The organism is Colwellia sp. MB02u-9 (assembly GCF_014077085.1).
Lineage (GTDB): Bacteria > Pseudomonadota > Gammaproteobacteria > Enterobacterales > Alteromonadaceae > Cognaticolwellia.
This window is the reverse complement of record NZ_JACGVF010000071.1, coordinates 47,590-66,600: the sequence shown is the minus strand read 5'-3', so window position 1 is coordinate 66,600 and position 19,011 is coordinate 47,590. Positions and strand designations below refer to the sequence as shown.

The 19,011-nt window shown below is 38.6% G+C and carries 15 protein-coding genes; 10 read left to right on the top strand and 5 right to left on the bottom strand.

All coding sequences use genetic code 11. The features are described 5' to 3' along the window. Positions 1-159: 159 nt before the first annotated feature. The 4 genes from H4J65_RS04890 to H4J65_RS04875 all read right to left on the bottom strand — a co-directional run bounded on the left by H4J65_RS04890 (position 160) and on the right by H4J65_RS04875 (position 4,413). A complete protein-coding gene (locus tag H4J65_RS04890) occupies positions 160-579 on the bottom strand; it encodes a secondary thiamine-phosphate synthase enzyme YjbQ (RefSeq protein WP_182137453.1) in 420 nt (139 codons plus the stop codon). 432 nt (positions 580-1,011) lie between these two features. Next, positions 1,012-1,476 carry a chemotaxis protein CheX gene (locus tag H4J65_RS04885; protein ID WP_182183372.1) on the bottom strand — a complete coding sequence of 155 codons (465 nt, stop codon included), beginning with the start codon at positions 1,474-1,476 and terminating at the stop codon, positions 1,012-1,014. Between the two features lie 79 nt (positions 1,477-1,555). Continuing rightward, positions 1,556-2,056 carry a DUF6702 family protein gene (locus H4J65_RS04880; protein ID WP_182196200.1) on the bottom strand — a complete coding sequence of 167 codons (501 nt, stop codon included), beginning with the start codon at positions 2,054-2,056 and terminating at the stop codon, positions 1,556-1,558. Further along, on the bottom strand, positions 2,056-4,413 hold the full coding sequence (locus H4J65_RS04875; RefSeq protein WP_182196196.1) for a M1 family metallopeptidase: 2,358 nt from the start codon (positions 4,411-4,413) through the stop codon (positions 2,056-2,058). The genes H4J65_RS04880 and H4J65_RS04875 overlap by 1 nt, the downstream gene beginning before the upstream one ends. 661 nt (positions 4,414-5,074) lie before the next feature. On the opposite strand from H4J65_RS04875, the gene H4J65_RS04870 reads away from it, so the two are divergent. From H4J65_RS04870 to H4J65_RS04825, 10 genes are all read left to right on the top strand, one after another. Further along, a complete protein-coding gene (locus H4J65_RS04870) occupies positions 5,075-5,623 on the top strand; it encodes a hypothetical protein (RefSeq protein ID WP_182137449.1) in 549 nt (182 codons plus the stop codon). 221 nt (positions 5,624-5,844) lie between these two features. Next, positions 5,845-6,831 carry a tRNA dihydrouridine(20/20a) synthase DusA gene (dusA, locus tag H4J65_RS04865; RefSeq protein ID WP_182196192.1) on the top strand — a complete coding sequence of 329 codons (987 nt, stop codon included), beginning with the start codon at positions 5,845-5,847 and terminating at the stop codon, positions 6,829-6,831. A 707-nt stretch (positions 6,832-7,538) separates the two neighbouring features. Continuing rightward, on the top strand, positions 7,539-8,414 hold the full coding sequence (locus tag H4J65_RS04860) for a sulfurtransferase (protein ID WP_182196188.1): 876 nt from the start codon (positions 7,539-7,541) through the stop codon (positions 8,412-8,414). A gap of 373 nt (positions 8,415-8,787) precedes the next feature. Further along, positions 8,788-9,081: a hypothetical protein gene (locus tag H4J65_RS04855; protein WP_182196184.1), complete on the top strand. Its 294-nt coding sequence runs from the start codon at positions 8,788-8,790 to the stop codon at positions 9,079-9,081. A 19-nt stretch (positions 9,082-9,100) separates the two neighbouring features. After that, positions 9,101-9,760, top strand: coding sequence for a phage shock protein PspA (pspA, locus tag H4J65_RS04850; protein ID WP_259367529.1), 660 nt, complete (start codon positions 9,101-9,103; stop codon positions 9,758-9,760). Positions 9,761-9,917: 157 nt separating this feature from the next. After that, positions 9,918-10,130 (top strand): PspC domain-containing protein, encoded by a 213-nt coding sequence (locus H4J65_RS04845; protein ID WP_182137444.1) that lies wholly within the window; start codon positions 9,918-9,920, stop codon positions 10,128-10,130. 51 nt (positions 10,131-10,181) lie between these two features. Continuing rightward, positions 10,182-10,520, top strand: coding sequence for a hypothetical protein (locus H4J65_RS04840; RefSeq protein ID WP_182137443.1), 339 nt, complete (start codon positions 10,182-10,184; stop codon positions 10,518-10,520). 510 nt (positions 10,521-11,030) lie between these two features. Next, on the top strand, positions 11,031-11,501 hold the full coding sequence (locus tag H4J65_RS04835) for a copper chaperone PCu(A)C (protein WP_182196175.1): 471 nt from the start codon (positions 11,031-11,033) through the stop codon (positions 11,499-11,501). Between the two features lie 8 nt (positions 11,502-11,509). Then, positions 11,510-12,502, top strand: coding sequence for a DUF2333 family protein (locus tag H4J65_RS04830; RefSeq protein ID WP_182137441.1), 993 nt, complete (start codon positions 11,510-11,512; stop codon positions 12,500-12,502). 6 nt (positions 12,503-12,508) lie between these two features. Further along, positions 12,509-13,276: a TIGR04219 family outer membrane beta-barrel protein gene (locus tag H4J65_RS04825; RefSeq protein ID WP_182137440.1), complete on the top strand. Its 768-nt coding sequence runs from the start codon at positions 12,509-12,511 to the stop codon at positions 13,274-13,276. 482 nt (positions 13,277-13,758) lie between these two features. On the opposite strand, the gene H4J65_RS18180 is transcribed toward H4J65_RS04825, so the two are convergent. Next, positions 13,759-18,384 (bottom strand): S8 family serine peptidase, encoded by a 4,626-nt coding sequence (locus tag H4J65_RS18180; protein ID WP_310649919.1) that lies wholly within the window; start codon positions 18,382-18,384, stop codon positions 13,759-13,761. Positions 18,385-19,011 lie beyond the last annotated feature (627 nt).

The window sequence follows — 19,011 nt, the reverse complement described above, 5'->3', positions numbered from 1 at the left end:
TAGGTGGTCTACTTTATACGCAGGAAAAATGGCCAAATATAAGGCATTTATTTTAATAACTAGTTGTGCTAATTATTAAATAAATAACGCAGTAGTTGGTTGTTTTAACCAGTAAAAATGATCAGATAATTAATGAGATTGGTATAATATAGCGATACATTACTCGCCACTAACGGTCAGTATTAGGGTTCTTGCACTGCTATGAACACGGTGCTCGCCTAGATAAATTCCTTGCCAAAGTCCTAAGTTCATTTGGCCATTTTTTAACGGAATACTGACACTACTGCCTAAGGTACTTGCCTTAATGTGGGCCGGCATATCATCAGGGCCTTCATAAGTGTGACGATAATAAGAGGCATTTTCTGGGACGAAGTGATTAAAGTGTCGTTCCATATCATCACGCACTGTTGAGTCAGCATTTTCGTTAATCGTTAACGATGCTGAAGAATGTTGGATGAAAAGATGTAACAAGCCAAAACGCACGGGGGAGAGCTCAGCGAGTATTTGCTCAATATCAGTTGTGATTAAGTGAAAACCACGTTGATAAGGTTGTAGTGTTAACTCTACTTGTTGCCACATAAGGCTTTTCCAAAGGTAATTTTAATAAACGTATTATTATAGTGTATAGGTTTTTTACATTGAGGTGTATGTTATGAGATGAATATACCGCGTTAGAGTCAGGTCTTAATATGCCGCTTTGTTGTGGTTAATGGTTGTCGCCTCAGATGAAATTAACTGGGTTGTTTATATTTGGCCCGTCACGTTGACAGACTGAAGTTCGACCTAAAGAAATGGCCAAACACTATATAGCCTGCCAGAGGCGCTATATGTAATGTTGATTTAATGTTTGCTTAAACCATAAACCTGTAGCGACATGGATCTTGATACTTGGGTTGTGACTAGAACGAATCCCCACGTGTTTGTATGCAGGTACTTAGTTTAGGTAATTAGGTTTTTCTGAACATAAAAAAGCCCCGTGTAAACGAGGCTAAATATTGTTATGTAAATCGATTATTTATTGAAACTAAATTCAATATACGCAGTACCGTATTCAGACGTTAGCGGCATGATGATAACGGGTCCGTCAGCTTTGTGATGAATAGTGTGATCAATGCCAGAAACCACTATAGGGGTTGCCATATCAAACTCAATGCCTTTCTCACTTAGCATACGTTTTGCGCCGCCAGTAACCATATTGGTAATTTCACCCACTAAATCAGTAATTTCGTCATTGATTTCATCTGGGCCTTCACCAACCATTTTCTTCATAGTGGCCAGTGCTAACTTGGCTTCAAAGGTAATAGATAAAGAACCTTTAGTTTGTTTGCCTACCATACCAATTAAACCTGAAACATCGCCTTTTGCTATTTCATTTTTTTTCAAACGAGGTTTTTCAGGCGTTAATTCCATTTGCGCCATGGTTGACATAACGTTTAGCATTGAAGAAAGAAAGGGGTTGATAAAGTCTACATTCATAAATGTTTTTCCAAAAGCTTTTCTTTAATGTAGTTACTTGATTTTGCACATTTATCAGCAAAACCTAAATGTAACTATATTAATCATTAATTTTAATGTGATGCATAGTAACTGATTTGTTGAAAGTTAAGCTACCTTTTATCCTTGTACTGTAATAATTAACGGTATTGACCTGTTGTGGATAACGCTTGGTTAGCAAGCTGTTGATTATTTTTAGTCCAATCAAGGAATGATCGAACGCCGCTTCTTGATAAAGAAAAATTTTGCCTTTATTGACTTCAAATCCGATCCAGTTCAAGGGTATTGCTTGGCCTTGATAATAAAGCTGAAAATTTTCTTCAATATATTGGCGAATAATATTTTCGTAATCTGGATGAGCAATTGAAAAGTGGATCTGCTTTGATTCTGCAATCGCGTTATCAATGTCGTGAGCGGTTATTTGGTGAATAACTTCAATCGACTGAGTACGCTCATTTAAGGTTAAATCCGTCATGCTAAAAAAATAACGGTGGGCAACCGCGTTAACGGCTAGCCCACACAATAGCAAAACAAAAATGCGTTTAGCTAGGTTGAGCAACATTATTGCTGTTCAACCTCCGCTTGTGCTTCTGCATTTTTTTCATCAGTACTTTTTAATTCAACGTTGTAATCACGCATCATGTCTTTTTTCTTACGTTTGTATAAATCAAAGCGAGACTTAATTGGACGTGCAGGCCAGTAGTTGTTACTCACATCTACATCCGCTGTTTCCCAGTTAGGGTCAATCGCAATGCCGGTTATTTCTTGGTCACGAATAAATAATTTAGACACTTTTTTGCTGTCACGACGCCAGATTTCAGCGGGTATTGTGACCCGTTCAACGCTGTTATCAGCATAAGTAAGATCTAAAATAATCGGCATAACTAAGCCACCTTTATTTTCAAAATCAACAATGTAAAAGTTTCTTTCGTCAAGTAGTAGGTCTTTTTGCCATTGTTCTAATTTTTCATGGCTTTTGTTATATTTATTACGTGCTTTGTTTGTCGCGGTAAACTTGTCATGTTCGTTGTAAAAATCTAACAATTGAGGTTTGTCATCCGTGCGAAGCCACTGGCCGTTATTGCGAATTTTGCTAATAAAGTCAGGTTGTTCGTTGTATAGTGCTCGTTCCCAAGCTTCTTCTGTATCTGGGTTTTGGCTATTCGGACGGTACAAGTGAATGTTACCTAAAGCAATATCAACATGATCTGTGGTGTAGAACCAACCACGCCAAAACCAGTCTAAATCAACACCTGAGGCATCTTCCATGGTACGGAAAAAGTCAGCAGGGGTCGGGCGTTTAAACTTCCAACGTTGGGCATATTCTTTAAAAGCAAAATCAAACAATTCACGACCCATAATAGTTTCACGTAAAATGTTTAATGCGGTTGCTGGTTTGCCGTAAGCGTTGTTACCAAATTGCAAAATTGACTCTGAATTAGTCATGATGGGCACTTGGTTATTACTTTTCATGTAACTGATCATATTAGCGGCATTACCACGGCGAGAAGGATAGCCTTCTTCCCATGCTTGCTCAGCGACAAATTGTAGGAAAGTGTTCAATCCTTCATCCATCCAGGTCCACTGACGTTCGTCAGAGTTAACAATCATGGGGAAATAGTTATGACCTACTTCATGAATAATAACGCCAATTAAGCCGTATTTAGTTTTGCGAGAATACGTTTTTTCACCGGTTTCTTTATCTAACGTCGGGCGTGGGCCATTAAAAGTGATCATGGGATATTCCATGCCACCAACAGGACCGTTTACTGAGATAGAAACAGGATATGGATAAGCAAAGGTATACTTATTATATTGTTCCATCGTATGGATAATGGCCTCAGTAGAGTACTTTTCCCATAATGGATTACCTTCATTCGGGTAGTAAGACATTGCCATAGTGTCAGTTTTACCCTCTTGATAGCCTTGTGCATCCCAAATAAATTTACGGCTTGAGGCAAAGGCAAAGTCACGAACATTTTTCGCTTCAAATTGCCAAGTTTTGGTTTTAGTCGCGCGAGACTTTTCGTTTGCTAACGCTTCTTCAGGGGTAATAACTAAAACGGGCTTATCAGATTTTTTAGCTTTTTCTAAACGCTTACGCTGATTTTTTGTTAAGACCTCTTTCGGGTTTTGCAAGACACCAGTTGCCGCAACAACGTGATCAGCAGGAACAGTAATGCTTACGTTATAATCACCAAACTCTAAGGCAAATTCACCGCTACCAATAAACTGCTTATTTTGCCAACCCATTACGTCATAATAGGCTGCCGCGCGTGGGAACCAGCTAGCAACTTCATAAAGGTAATTGTCATCTTCTTTAAAGTATTCGTAACCTGAGCGGCCACCTAGTACTTTTTGCTCATGTAATTGGTAATTCCAATTAATGTTTAACTCGACACTATCGCCAGATTTAAGTACTTTTGGCAGATCGATGCGCATCATAGTGCCATTAATGACATAACTTAAGGCTTTGCCGTTTGCACCAGTAACCTGAGTAATATCATAACCGCCCTGAAACTCGTCTGTTTGAATGGCATTGCGGAAACTACTGTAAGTCACTTTTTTCTTAGGCGCGGTTTGTGTTGTTTTTGCACCGGAATTTTCGGCTAACTTATTTTGGTCTAACTGCATCCATAAGTAACGCAGGGTATCAGGAGAATTATTCGTGTAATCAATAGTTTCATCACCTGACAGGGTTTGCTTTTCGTCATTTAATCGAATATTAATTTTGTAATCAACATCTTGTTGCCAATATTGATGACCCGGTGCGCCAGACGCGGTACGATAAGTATTTGGCGTTGGTAAGCTCTCTTCCAGTTGACGAAATTTATCGTCACTTATGCTGTTTTTTGCTAAGGCCTGGCCACTAGCAGCAATACAAACACAAAGTAAGGCTGATTTAATTGAATATTTCATGATTCCCCTGATAGTTGTAAACCGAGTAATTTCTTAATAATCATGCGTTATAACACTTTTTTAACCAATAGGTCAGGTTGGTGAAGTGAAATATGCGACAAATTGCACAATAAATAGGTTAAGTTGTTGCTGTTGAATGTTTATCGTGACGGAACCGATTAGGCACTAAGGATTAATACGAGCACTTTACTCAATACTTTCTGGCAGCTGTTAACATTCTGGTATCCAATAGTTACAGCATTTCTATCAAAAAATTGTTTATTGGATTCAAGTCATAGACAAAATATCACACCATTCAACACCTAGGTTTTAGTGATATTACTGAGCTTAAAAACTATGTTAACCTCGAACTGTTGAAGAGATAATGCAGCGAAAGTTATGATTAACTCATGCTAATGAAGATGAAACGATTGCACTGACCGATTAAAATCTGTTGTTTTTTCAGCAGTATAAGTTTGTTTATTTGGTATAGTGAATACAAGATGAATTATTTTAAAAGCTCTTAGCGTTTTGTAATCTATAACAAGAATAGGCCGGTTAAATTTCACGAATTTTTTGTAGTCGTAAAGTATGCAGAACCAGTGCTTTATTCAGCTTTATTCAGCTTTATTCAGCGATATTCAGCGATATTAACCCCTGTTATCTATAAAAAAGGATTTTTATGTTTTCAAAATTTCTAAAATCAGTGCTAATTTTTAATCGTTCAGAAAATAAAGCGCCAAACTTTATCCTCATCTATCTTTTAATATCACTGGCTTGGCACAATCAAATTTTTATTACTTTTTTTGTCAGTCATGGTGGTTTTACAGAACGATTAAATGCTGCATTAGTTGAACATTCTCATCAATATGTACTGGTGTTATTGTTGACCCTATTATTTTTTATTCTGCGTTTGTCGATGCTTTATTTACTCAATAAAACCGATGAGTTTATTGACGCAGATGAACCGATGATAGTTAAAGTAGGCAGTGACCAAATAGTTAAAGAAAATAAAGATGTGGTTCGCTTACTAGCGCTGTTGGGCGAAACCAAAGCGCAATTAGCTAAAGTAAAAGCTCGTGAGGTTTCAGCACAGGCAGATAAAAAAAAGACCATAAGTAACATCTTGGCTGTGCAAGCTGAGTTAGAACTAGCGTTAGCTGATATCGCTATATTGGGTAAGTCTAACGAAGAATTAAGGGCTAAACTTAAGCAGTATTTAGCAGCTTAAGTGATAAGTTGTTCATTAATGATGAGCTAAATTTAAGTATTTAAGCTTGTCTTGTTAGTCATATTTAAACAAAAAATTGCAAGCTATTGGCATTGTCAGTGCCATAGCACAATATTATTTCTTTTGTTTCGCATCACTAAAGCCTTTATAATTAGTCAATATTTCAGGAGTTGTTATCTACAGCTACCTTCGCTTTACACTTAAAGGTTTTTTACCACTTTATGATTTCACATAAACTTTCTATTGCCCCTATGCTCGATTGGACTGATCGCCATTGTCGTTATTTTTATCGCGTAATGTCTAAGCAAACGGTCTTGTATACCGAAATGGTGACTACGGGGGCAATATTGCACGGAAAAGGTAATTACTTGGCGTATAACGAGCAGGAGCACCCATTGGTGTTACAGCTTGGTGGTAGTGATGTAAAGGCGATGACCGAATGTGCAAAAATTGCTGAGCAGCAAGGTTACGATGAAATCAATATCAATGTGGGTTGTCCGTCAGACCGAGTGCAAAATGGCAAGTTTGGTGCTTGTTTAATGGCTGAGCCAGCGTTAGTTGCCGATTGTGTTGCTAGTATGCAAAACGCGACTAAGATCCCCACAACGGTAAAATCTCGTATTGGTATTGACGACCTGGACAGTTATGAGTTTTTGCAGCAGTTTTTAACAACGGTTAGTGCGGCGGGGTGTCAGCACTTTATTATTCACGCTCGCAAAGCTTGGCTAAGTGGTTTAAGCCCAAAACAAAACCGAGATATTCCACCACTTGATTACCAGCGGGTTTATCAACTTAAACAAGATTTCCAACAGTTAGATATTTCAATTAATGGCGGTATAACAACGTTTGCACAAGCGAATGAGCACATGCAGCATATTGATGGCGTGATGATTGGCCGCGAAATTTACCAAAATCCTTATATGCTAACCGAAGCTGACAATGAAATTTGGCAAGCTGGTGTTGAGGTTAAGTCACGACAAGCCGTGCTCAATGAAATGGTTGACTATATTGACCGTCACGTTGCCAGTGGTGGTCGTGCCTGGCATGTGGCAAGACATATGTTAGGTTTATGTAATGGCTTAGCAGGCGCTAAACAATTTCGTCGTTATTTAAGTGAAAATGCCAATGGCGAAAATGTCGGTGGTGAAGTACTGCAACAAGCTTTTGATAAAGTATTACAACTTAACCCTGAGCTGACAATTATCTAAAGGTCATCTAAAGGTAATCTAGCCTTAATGTCGGTTTATTATCACGAACTAGCTACTTTACATGCTGAATACTTAGCGCTATTTAGCACTTTAAAGGTCCCAATACCGGAAAGTCTGTACTCGATTTTGGCACTTCGCTATCATTTTATCAGTAGGGTTTTGTTTAATTGATGTTTGCACAAATCTCACTATATATTAGTAAATTTAACCACATCGAAGGGATATTAGCGTCTACTTAGCCTAGTTAAAGCTTGTGTGAAAATAAATTAACTTTAAAAACAATGGATTAGGTTTGATTTAAACCTTGGCATAACCTTTGTAAGTGTTTATATAACTTATTTAATAACACGTTAAAAATACAGTGTTATAAACAGCTTAAAAGGAATTATACCATGCAAAGTTTCACGCTATTATTTACGCTATTTATGTTGCCTAGTGTTTGTGTGCTGGCGACCTCATTGATTGTCGCTCATTTAGAACAAGGTAATTAATCCTTGTTATCTGTTACCTTAAAACGTAAAGCGTAAAGCGTAAAGCTAACGAAAAATGACCTAAAATTGTTTATGGCTATTTAGTAATATAACTCACCAATCTAACTGCATTTTATACCTTGATTACGCTTTTGAAAGCTCTCTTTCGCTAAATACTGTACTTTCGTGTTTAACTCGGCTAATTTTGCTTTACGCTTATCAGCAAAAGTTTAGATTATGACGTATTTTCAGCAATTAATTTCCTGTATCGATTTGCACGCAATACTAGGGAGTAAAGACCTTGTGGTGTTAGATGCGAGTATTCCACCTGTGGGTAACATGGCTGCACCAGTATATAGTTGGCCTGAATATCGTCTGCCCAACGCTCGCCGTTTCGACTTAAATCAACACTTCTCAGATTTAGCTAGCGATTTACCCCACACCATGCCATCAGCTAGTCATTTTGAGCAAGCTGCAAAAGCGTTAGGCATTAACCAGCAAAGCCAAATTGTGGTTTATGATGATTTAGGTTTATTTTCTGCCGCGCGGGCTTGGTATATGTTTAGAGCCATGGGCCATAAAAATATTGCTGTATTAGACGGTGGTTTACCTTATTGGCTCAAATTAAAGAAACCGGTCGCGGATCCCCAAACCAATATCCATGCTAAGCAGCAGCAAGTTATTGGTAATTTTGTTGCCAAAGAGCAAGTAGGCTACTTTTGTAACTGGCGTGAAGTTGCCACTCAAACTGATTCGCAAGCTGAACTTATTCTCGATGCGCGTGCTGAACGTCGCTTTAAGGGACTAGATGCAGAGCCTCGTGCGGGTGTGCGTAGTGGCCATATACCAAATGCAAAAAACTTAGCCTACAAGCATTTGTTCAATCAAGGGCGGTTTAAATCACCTGATGAATTAGCCAAAATTTTTGCGCATATTAACGCTAATAAACAAGCGATGATCATGAGCTGCGGCTCAGGTGTTACCGCTTGCATTTTGGCGCTGGCTGCAGACATTATCGGTCATAAAAATGTGCGAGTATATGACGGATCTTGGAGCGAATGGGGCTCGTTACCTAACACCATCGTTGAAACCGCCACGAATAACTTTGAGTAAAAATAAGGTTATCAGTACTGTCCCGCCAACCCAACTATGATGACACCAGCGTTTATTTTGCTGTCATCATATCCACAAATCTACCTGCTAATGGCCTAGCTATAAATTTGATTATAGCTACAAAGCGGCCAAGTAAAATCTTAAATTAATTATTGGTCAATTTCACTAATTTCAGTGTAGATATTGACCAAATTATAGTTTGACATATTATGTCTTGCGATAGGGACTTATCTCCATAACTTTAAAATAACAATAATAACAAGTGGTTACATATTTTAAAGCAATTGGCACAGCACTTGTAATAGTAATATCAGATACCAAGATGAAGCGTTAACTATTCACGCTTTATGTTACTTACATAAGGATATTAATAATGAAACTATTACAAAGTAAACAAACATTACGCGCCGTTTTATTATCTTGTACGTTGCTATTTACGATCAATGCTTATGCACAAGATACTGGCTTAGCGCAAAATTTAACCTTAACCGTACAGGCACAAAAACAAAAAGTTCAGCGTGATTTATCTGCAGAACTCGCACATTCAATCAAGGCTGAGCTAGAGCGTTTTTCGACTCGCTACAGCACAGTGAAAACTCAAGAGTTAGCGGCAGTTTCAAAGCAAAAAAAATTAGTGACAAAAAAACAACAAACTTCAGCGTATTAATAGGAGATATACCATGGGCATGTTTTCAAGATTTACCGACATTATTAACGCCAATATTAACGCCATGTTAGATAAGGCAGAGGAACCCGAAAAAATGATCAAGTTGATCATTGAAGAAATGGCAGAAACCTTGGTTGAAGTACGTTCAGCAGCGGCTAAGCAGATTGCAGAAAAGAAAACACTGATGCGCCATATCCGTGCAATGGAAAGTCGCGTTGCACATTGGCAGCAAAAAGCTGAACTTGCTTTAAATAAGAGTCGTGAAGACTTAGCCAAATCTGCGCTAGTTGAAAAACAAAGTTGTATACAAAAGCTAGCAAAATTTAATGAAGAGTTAGGCCAATTTGATGAGTATCTAAATGCGCTTCAGCTAGATAGTCAACGTTTGCAAGATAAGTTAACGGAGGCGAAGCGCAAACAGGAAGCCTTTGCAATACGCCAACAAGCTGCAGAAGTGTGCTTGAAAGTGCGTGAGAAAGTCGCCATTGATAATATTGACCAAGCGATCAGTAAATTTGAGCGTTATCAACAAAAAATTGACCGTGTTGAAGCGGAAGTTGAAGCCTATGATATGACATCATCAAAATCTTTAGATAGCCAGTTTCGCGCGTTAGAAAATGATGAAACCATTGAGCAAGCGTTAGCGCAATTAAAGCAAAAAGTAGCTAAAGGTAGCTAAAAGTTAACGGGCAGTAATTATTAATGTCGCGCTTTGATCTTGGATAATCCTTAGTGTTATGTTTATAACGCCTGTGGTTAATTACTTTATTGGCGTGTTATTAATATTTTTCAATTTAATGTATAAAAGTGCTCAGCTTGGGCACGAGGAGTAAGTGATGAGCTTTAATCGCGAGTATTCAGTTAATAAAACCTTAACTAAAGATGTAGTACATAAAAAATTATCAGGTGTTTGTGGCGGTATTGCTAAGTATTACAATTTGCCTCGAATAGCCGTTAGAGTAGGCGCTATTCTCGCTTTATTGATGTTTCCTGTTGCCACAGGTGTCGCCTACTTAGTCGCTACCATGTTAATGCCGACTAAAGCTTAACGCGTTAAATTTGTTTGAATATATTTTTGAAGATATTAAAGGGAGCCAGCTATGTCATTTTTTAAATCATTATTTCTAGCCATTTTTGCCACACTATTTTTAACTTATGTGTTAGGTGTCAGTTTTATAGATTTATTTGATGTTGACATTTATATGGGAGAGCAATTGGTTGAACCTTTAAAGGCCATTAGTATTTCAGCATTAGTGGTGGTGCTACTGGTGTTAGTTGCCTTAGCAATAGCGATGAGTGTATTTGGTTCATTGATTTTTATTGTTATGCTGTTGCTAGGTGGCGGCGCTATGTTATTGGTGGGTGTGTTTTGGCCAATACTCTTAGTGGCTGGTGTTATTTGGTTAATCACACGAGATAAAAGCTCTGTTCAATGCTAATGCTTTTCTGCGGATATTAATATTAGTGGAGATGAAATGTCAGCAGAAAAGTTAAAAATAGTAAAATGTTCAACATAGCTAGTTGATCTTTACACTTATGTTCACAGCAAAAACACTGACACTAATAGTAGTAGTTAGTAGTTAGTAGTATTAGCTTTCAGCTTTCTATATTGAACCTATGGCCCTAGAGCTATGAGCAGAAGGTCGTTAAAATAGCTTACTGATTGCTATTAACTAAATTAGCTACACTTAATAAAGTCATTGAAGTCATTACCTACACGAAACCACTTTTTTTCATCTTGGGTCAATATCCAGAAAATTTCATCACTGGTATTCGTCAGCGTAAATAAACCACAGAGCTCAATATGGATTTTTTTATTAAGGAGTTAATGCCGATGAGCAGAATACTCTGGGGTTTATTTGAAATAATTAAGTTATCCATTTCGCCCAAGCTTAGTTACAATGATAGTAACGAATCATAATATGAATAAAAAGGATGTATAGCAGCTTATGAGGAATGTACTTTTACCCATAATTTTACTGATGATAGTAGTGAGTAGTGTTTTTGCCAATGTAAGCTTGGCAAGTGAGAACGCTAAGCTGGTAGTTGAAAATGGCTATGCAAGGGAGAGTATCCCCGGCACGTCGATTTCTTCTGCTTATATGACGATAAAAAATTTATCAGCAAAAAATATTCGACTTATCGGCGCAGCAAGTGCAGTAAGCGACCGGATTGAAATTCATCAACATACCATGTCTGATGGCTTAATGCGTATGCGCCAACGTGACTATGTAGAAATTTCAGCTCAAAATAGTACCGTATTTCAGCCTTCAGGTTTTCATTTAATGATTTTTGATTTAAAACAACCATTAAAGGCGAAAGAAAATATTATAATCACCCTGTCTTTTGACGATCAATCTAGCATCGATGTAAATTATACGGTTCAAGGTCTTAAACAGAAAAAGCATGAGCACCATTAGGAGTAGTTATGAAAGTTAATATCTCAATAAAAACTGTTATTTCAGGATTTTTAGCGCTATTTTTTGTGCTGTATTTACTTGGCGTTTATTGGAGTTTTGAACCAGAACAATTCGATATTCGTGCTGAAGTGACAAAAGCAGCAACAGCAGAAAATGTCACTCCTGTTGTGGGTTATACCACCACAACGGCATTAATTCGTGTGACTGAAACCTTATTGCATAAGCCAGGTGGTTATTTATCTAATGATGCGCTGCCACCGTCAGTGTTTTTAGATAATATCCCCGCATGGGAGTTTGGCGCACTTGAAATGATAAGAGATATGTCGTTGGTAATGCGCCAAGAATTTAGTCGTTCGCAATCTCAGTCAGTTGAAAACAAAAATTTAAAAGTGGCTCAACCACAGCTCAATATTGATAACACCAGTTGGGCTATTCCTAGCGCTGAAGGTGAATACCAAAAAGCAGTGAATGAGCTATATGCCTACAGAACTGCATTGACTCAGGTAAATAATCAATCAGCTCAGTTTTACGCGCGTTCTGATAATTTACGCGCTTGGATCCAAGAAGCCACTAAACGTTTAGGTAGTTATTCTCAACGCTTAAGTGCCAGTGTTGGCCGTGAACAAATTAACGTTGATCTTGCTGGCGATAGAGTCGCAAAACAATCGACATCAAGCGCAGCAAGCATGGCGTTAAAAACAAGTTGGTGGGTTATAGATAATGAATTTTATGAAGCCCGTGGCGCTTGTTGGGCCTTATTGCACTTTTTGAAGGCCATCGAAATAGACTTCAATGATGTCCTAGATCAGAAGAATGCTAAAGTGAGTGTACAACAAATTATTCGCGAACTAGAAGCAAGCCAAGAACCGATTTGGAGTCCCATGATTTTAAATGGGGATGGCTTTGGTGTGCTGGCAAATCATTCGTTAGTAATGGCCAATTATATATCACGTGCAAATGCAGCACTGATTGATTTAGACGACTTATTGAGTCAAGGGTAATAAAACATGAAAAAAATAGCACTAGCAGCAGCACTTGCATCGATTTTATCTACTAATGTTCAAGCGGATGCTTTAGGTATTTATTTGGGTGGTCAACTATGGGACAACCAAGCTTCTGGCACTTTTGGCGATGGTAGCTCACAAATTGATTTTAACTTAGCTGATGAAAAACAAAACAGCTTTTTTATTGCCTTTGAGCACCCTGTGCCGTTAATTCCAAACATACGTATTGCCTCTACTTCACTAGAGACTATAGGTAACACAAGCTTAACGACTGACTTTGAATTTGAAGGTGAAACTTTTAGCACAGATGCTAATATTAATGCTAATTTTAATGTCAGTTATCTTGATTACACACTGTATTATGAGTTATTTGATAATGATCTATTATCATTTGATTTTGGTTTGACCGCCCGTGATTTTGATGGTGACGTAACGGTATCAGCACAAGCCAATTCAGGCGCTGAATCGGTTACACAATCAGCTAGCATTGAAGTGACTGACGTAGTACCTATGTTATATGCGAGAACTAACGTTGGCTTACCTTTAACGGGGTTAAATCTATATGCCCAAGGTAACTTTTTATCATTTGATGACCATACACTTTACGACTATGAAGTCGGCGTGAGCTATGAGCTTGTTGATAACCTAGTGGTTGATGTCAATATTAATGCCGGTTACCGTGCCGTTAAGTTAGAGTTAGATGACTTAAATGACTTGTACACCAATATTGAATTTGATGGTGTGTTTATTGGTACCACTATTCACTTTTAACGCGTTAAGTTAGTTACATTATAAAAAACAGAGTTGAGTAATCAGCTCTGTTTTTTTGTGTTTAAGAAAAATGATCAATTTTTTTGTTCCAGACAAAATTAAGTATCGACATCCATATATGGCGATGTGAAAGATTAACAATTCACTTATGAGCAGTTACCGATTAATAATGTGGGTAGTTAGATCAAGTTGATTAATTACCTGCTCATTTTTAATGGTTAAAATGAAAAACTACGACGTTATGAAGTTCATAAGTAGAATAACGATTGACTAAATTTCATGCCTTGTATATATCTATTTTCTGCATGAAAAAGTAGACCACTTAATTAATCAAATGTGTATTATATGTCGATTTCGGGTGCTTGGCAGTGATGAACTTTTAAGAGGAAATTCCAGTATCATCAGGTAATAAAAAAGCCATCAACATAATGTTGATGGCTTTTACTTTTATAGATGCTTTAATAAAAGTTTAGATTATCTAATTACGCTTTTTTACGGCGAGTAAATAACAATGGTGTCAGCAGTAACATTAACCACCCGAATGAACCACTTTCTTTCTTATTAACAATTGATACTGAAGCAACCATTGAATCTGAGTTGTCGTTGCCATCATTTACTGTCAGCTGAAAAGAGATAGTTTCATCTTTCGAGACTTTGGGTGCTGTAAAGCTAATTGACTCAGCGCTTGCGTTGATAGTCACTGGAGTCCCCGCCATTTGCACCCAAGCATAAGTCAGTGCATCACCGTTAGGATCTGATGAGTTAGCACCACTCAGTTGTACACTTTCGGTTTCAACAACAGCTGTACTACCTGTAATCATCGCGGTAGGAGCACCTTCAACCTGAATAGCAACGCTTGAGTTATTAACAACTTCAATTGTATTTATATCGTCTGTACTGTGTGTAAGAACAACATTTGCTGGACCACCTTTAAACGTATCTTTAATCTCAGTAGAGAAAGTAAATACTTGTGGATCAGTTGCGACAGGCGTTAATGTATAACATATAACTAAGCCAGAATATATATCTGAAATATCACCAACAGAACCGGCTTCACCGCCTGTATACGGTGATATTGCATATACGTCGGTACGACCTGATGTACCTGTAGCATTTTCAAGGCCAACAGTTACACCTAAATCAGCACCAACAACATGTGTCACATTATCGTAGGCAAACATGACATTACCAGTAGAGTTATCAAATACCACTTCAAAATCGATATTATCAGAAACACTTGCATCGCCATTATGGAAATCCCAAGGTCTCATGTCATCAAACTCAATGAAGCTATAACTACCAGCTGAGGCAGTACTAACACCAGAGGTATCGGTACGAACAATTTCCATATCACGCCAAAATGGTGCAACTAAGTTGTTAGCTTCCGCGGCATTGGGTAATAACTGGTTAATCCAAGGTGTTGAACCGGCTGAACCACCTAAGTAAATAAACCCATCATCTGTTACAGAAACTGAACTAAATGACTTGCCTAAAAAGTTGGCGTTTAAGCTATATGTCGCGGTAACTGTGTCACCATTTAGCGTACCAGGTAAGATATCAAAAGCAGCTAAATCAAGGTAGCCACCACCTTGACCAAAATCTGGTAATGCACAACTTGTATCATTATCATTGGTCGTTTTAGTATAGAAGGGCTCAACACCAAATAGTGATTCTTGAACAACAGTCCAAGTAATATCATTACCGCTAATTACCGCATCACCGCTAACTGAAGCTTCATCAAGCGTCATACTTGCAGGTACTGTTGCTTTAACAGTATATGTGCGCTCGCCTGGGGTTAAGTTTGCAATTACACTCACTTCATAATCAACACGGTCTTGACGTTCCATGTATGCATTTGCATTACTTGAAATAGACACATCGTCCATGCCACGCATAAGGTCAACAGATACTAATCCTAAGTTGCCTGCATTTTCAAAGCTTGTACCTAAGTCAAGAGCACCGTAGTACATATCACCTTGTAAAGCACCGTCAAGTGACCATTTAACACGTAAGTCAAATTCCGTTAATGCAGTTATAGCAGTGTCAGCTTCGATAGATAAGTTATCACCAGCTTCAGCATCTACAATAGCTGTTGCTAAGGTATATGCATCTTCAGCACCTTCCTCTGATGCCGCCCAGTTTTGAACAGCAACCCAGTAACTACCGGCTTCAGGCATAATTAGGTCAACTTTTTCAAGTGCAGTAGCGGTTGCACTGATACCCACTTCTTCGTCTTCTTGTGGGATACCATCGCCGTTAGCATCTAAACCTACGCGTAGATCTAAATCTGGAGATGCAGACGCTAATATTTCTACAACAAAACGTTTTGCATCAGCAGGAACGGTATGCAGAGTAACATTAATACCATCGGCTAAATCATCGTAAGCATCACTATTATCGCTATCGACAGCTAATGTCGCCTCAGTTTTGTCTGCCTTAGTCAAACCATATGAACGACTGGTAAATTCAGTAATTTCAACCGCCATAACATTTTCAATTAAGTAGCTATCTTGATCGCGATTTGCGTCGAAAGATAGACTGTCTGGTATGTTACCATTTGAAGCCTGAACGCTTACAGGAATTCTAGCTGTTGGATGAATATTTGATGTCATCACAACGTGGCCAAATGACCATACGTCACTTTCTGCAGCAATGGCATCAACACTAATTGCTATAGTCTGGCTTTCGCCGGAGGCAAGTGTAAATGTTGCTGGAGTAGCCGTAATGATTAAACCATCAGAAATCGTAGTGCCTTCAACAGTCCAAGTGCCGTCTGCTGTAGCAGTTACAGTTCGGGTCCAATCACACAAACCAACACAGCTAGCATTAGCAACTGATGGAATGTTTAATGTTTTAGGATCCCCACCTTCGTCAGGATTAGCAGCAGTATAGTTCGCTGCAGTTTCATTCATTACAAGACCTGTTAGATGCGCTAAATTCACCCGTATACTACCAGCACCCATATCAAAGAAATCAGCAGCTGTTGTACCATCTTCTTTACGAACATCGGTAATTGCTGTCAACATTAATGCTGAACGAATGTTATCAGGTGTCCATGTTGGATGAGCTGATTTCAATACAGCACCAGCGCCAGCAACATGAGGAGCTGACATTGAAGTCCCTTGTAAAAAGGCAAAATCTGTTGGTGCTGGTGTGGTTTCGTCATGACCAAATTGCTGATCTGAATAGGCCGCATAAATTGAAACCCCGGGAGCCGTTACAGAAGGGGTCATAATATCAGGAACTGTATTATTACCGCCACGTGAAGAGAAGTCAGCCATATCATCTGCTTGGCCAATCTTTAACTCAGCGACTGCAGCAGTAATGGTTGCAGTATGTCCTTCACCACTTGCTAACCAAGCACGTAAAGCATTACCATTTTCTGCGTTGATATGAATACCAGGTACCACGTAAACGTCATTGGCTACAGCATTTGAACCATCATCTATATTACCAAGTACAAAACCACCTGCGCCACCATCAGCAGCATTTATTGCTTTTTGTACACGAGCAATTTCGCCTCGGTCACAAACAACTATTTCACCTGAGAATGTATCTGTTGGGAAAGGCTGTAAACATTGTGCAGGGTCTCCATCAGGATCGTTGCTGTTAGTGTAATCACCAGCCCAAACAATACTTGCTGTAATACCTTGTGAGGCACTGTTACCTTCAATAGTAGCTAATTCAGTATCACCACCGGTGAATGCGCCAATTTCTTTTTCAAAGGCAACTTCACGGCCGTGTGTGGAAGCACCAACAACGGTATACCAAGGAGCATTTTTCGAAGTGGTAAATGCGTCTGGACCGTCATTGCCGGCAGAAACAGAAGAAAAAATACCGGCTTCTTGAGCGGCTAAGAACCCTAGCTCAGTTGAACTTACCCAAGGATCGCCGCCACCACTAATCGAGTAGTTAATAACATCAACACCATCAACTAGCGCATCATCTAGCGCCGCAATAATGGCTGCACCTGGACAACCCGAATATTTATCACCAGTGTCGCCACCATGACATATTTGATAAGCAACAATGTTTGCGTGCGGTGCTACACCAGAGATTTGAGCAAATTCAAAGCCTGTTGTGTTTATACCGTCACCTTCAAGTTCACCTGTTTGAGGGTCAACTAAAGGTACATCATGTAAAATGTTACCGCCAGCAGTACCTGCAGTATGAGAACCGTGCCCGCCGTAATCTTCACCATTTTTGGCTGGTGGGGTATTGCCAAATACATCAGCATCGTCATAGCTGTCTGTAATAGTGGCATATGAACGTACACCAATTAATTTGTCGTTACACAAGGCAGCGAAATCGCCAGCACAGTCACCCGCGTAGACACCTGATCCCCATGGATTAGTATGATTGTAGCCGTCATCACCAACGTCGGCAAATGATCTGTGATCAGTATTTGCACCTGTATCAAGCACACCGATAATTACGCCTTCACCCATGTTAACAGCACTTTGGCCTTGACCATCCCAAACTAAGGGTGCACCAACGTGAATTGGGCCGGTATCAGTTACTAAATGCTCAGTTTTTTCACGTTCAACGTACGCTACATCAGCAAATGTCGATAAAGCTTTAGCTTCATCTTGCGTTAAACGCACAGCCATACCATTGAAGGCATTTTTATATTGATAAGTAACGTTTAAACTACCGCCTAATTTTCCTGACGCTTTTGTTAGGAACGTTTGGTGTTTAGCTTCTAAATAATTACTGTAGGCGATTATTTCAGGCGCTTGAAAATCAAGCCGTAACTCTTTTCTGATTTGTTTAGAGCTTTTTTTGCTATTGGCTAAAGATTTAAAAAGAGACTTCTTGGCAATTTGAGGATTAGTCGCTGTTAAACCGGCAACAGAACCGTCGTATGTAGCAACTGGTTGGTCTTTAAAGCGAATAATATAAGTATAAGTACCACCAGTTAAGTCTTTTTCAGCACGAAATTTTTTAACTTGCGTTTTATTGTATGTACCACCTTTGTTTATTGAAATTGGTGTGACTGATTTTAATGAATCAGCCAAATATTGCGTTTGAACTGTGCTGGCAGATGCCTGCATAGTGGCCATTGATAATAGCGCTGTAGAAACAGCAATTGTTACTTTGTTATTCACAAGGAAGCTCCCTAAATGCACAGATAGCTGTGCGGGTTATTATTTTATATTTAGTAAATCCATTTAATATCAAAGACCTACTTATTCCATAAGACGAGAAACGCAAAAGTGCGATGACCAAACATAGCAATATGTAAACATAATGTAAATATATGGAGAGTGGGATTTTTATTTAAGAGGATATTCATTATAGAAAGTGGAAAGTAGTGTTTACAAAATGTACACTTTACTTTTATTAGGTCTAAAATGAATTCTTCATGAGGGACAAAAATTAATTGACCAACTATCTAGTATCTTTTTTTAGTGTTATTTAACAGTAAGTTTAGCAATTTAATCTAAATGTTATTAATTAATATATATTTTGGCCGGAAAAGCAGTAGGTATTTAATCGTTGGGGATAATTCGTGATTTTAAGCGCGATAGCCTACGAACTTTCGTAAGCTATCGGAAGCTGAATTTAGTCGTTCGCCATCTCAACAGGTTTAAATCTATATGCATAAGGCAATTTTTTATCAATCGACAATCACACACTTTACGACTATGAAGTAGGCGTGAGCTATGAATTTGTTGATAACTTAACGGTTGATGTAATATTAATGTGGGCCCCGTGTGGTTAAGTTCGCATTA

Coding starts and splice junctions, on each gene's coding strand:
- H4J65_RS04890 (WP_182137453.1), bottom strand. CDS start 579: ATGTGGCAACAAGTAGAGTTAACACTACAACCTTATCAACGTGGTTTT.
- H4J65_RS04885 (WP_182183372.1), bottom strand. CDS start 1,476: ATGAATGTAGACTTTATCAACCCCTTTCTTTCTTCAATGCTAAACGTT.
- H4J65_RS04880 (WP_182196200.1), bottom strand. CDS start 2,056: ATGTTGCTCAACCTAGCTAAACGCATTTTTGTTTTGCTATTGTGTGGG.
- H4J65_RS04875 (WP_182196196.1), bottom strand. CDS start 4,413: ATGAAATATTCAATTAAATCAGCCTTACTTTGTGTTTGTATTGCTGCT.
- H4J65_RS04870 (WP_182137449.1), top strand. CDS start 5,075: ATGTTTTCAAAATTTCTAAAATCAGTGCTAATTTTTAATCGTTCAGAA.
- dusA (WP_182196192.1), top strand. CDS start 5,845: ATGATTTCACATAAACTTTCTATTGCCCCTATGCTCGATTGGACTGAT.
- H4J65_RS04860 (WP_182196188.1), top strand. CDS start 7,539: ATGACGTATTTTCAGCAATTAATTTCCTGTATCGATTTGCACGCAATA.
- H4J65_RS04855 (WP_182196184.1), top strand. CDS start 8,788: ATGAAACTATTACAAAGTAAACAAACATTACGCGCCGTTTTATTATCT.
- pspA (WP_259367529.1), top strand. CDS start 9,101: ATGTTTTCAAGATTTACCGACATTATTAACGCCAATATTAACGCCATG.
- H4J65_RS04845 (WP_182137444.1), top strand. CDS start 9,918: ATGAGCTTTAATCGCGAGTATTCAGTTAATAAAACCTTAACTAAAGAT.
- H4J65_RS04840 (WP_182137443.1), top strand. CDS start 10,182: ATGTCATTTTTTAAATCATTATTTCTAGCCATTTTTGCCACACTATTT.
- H4J65_RS04835 (WP_182196175.1), top strand. CDS start 11,031: ATGAGGAATGTACTTTTACCCATAATTTTACTGATGATAGTAGTGAGT.
- H4J65_RS04830 (WP_182137441.1), top strand. CDS start 11,510: ATGAAAGTTAATATCTCAATAAAAACTGTTATTTCAGGATTTTTAGCG.
- H4J65_RS04825 (WP_182137440.1), top strand. CDS start 12,509: ATGAAAAAAATAGCACTAGCAGCAGCACTTGCATCGATTTTATCTACT.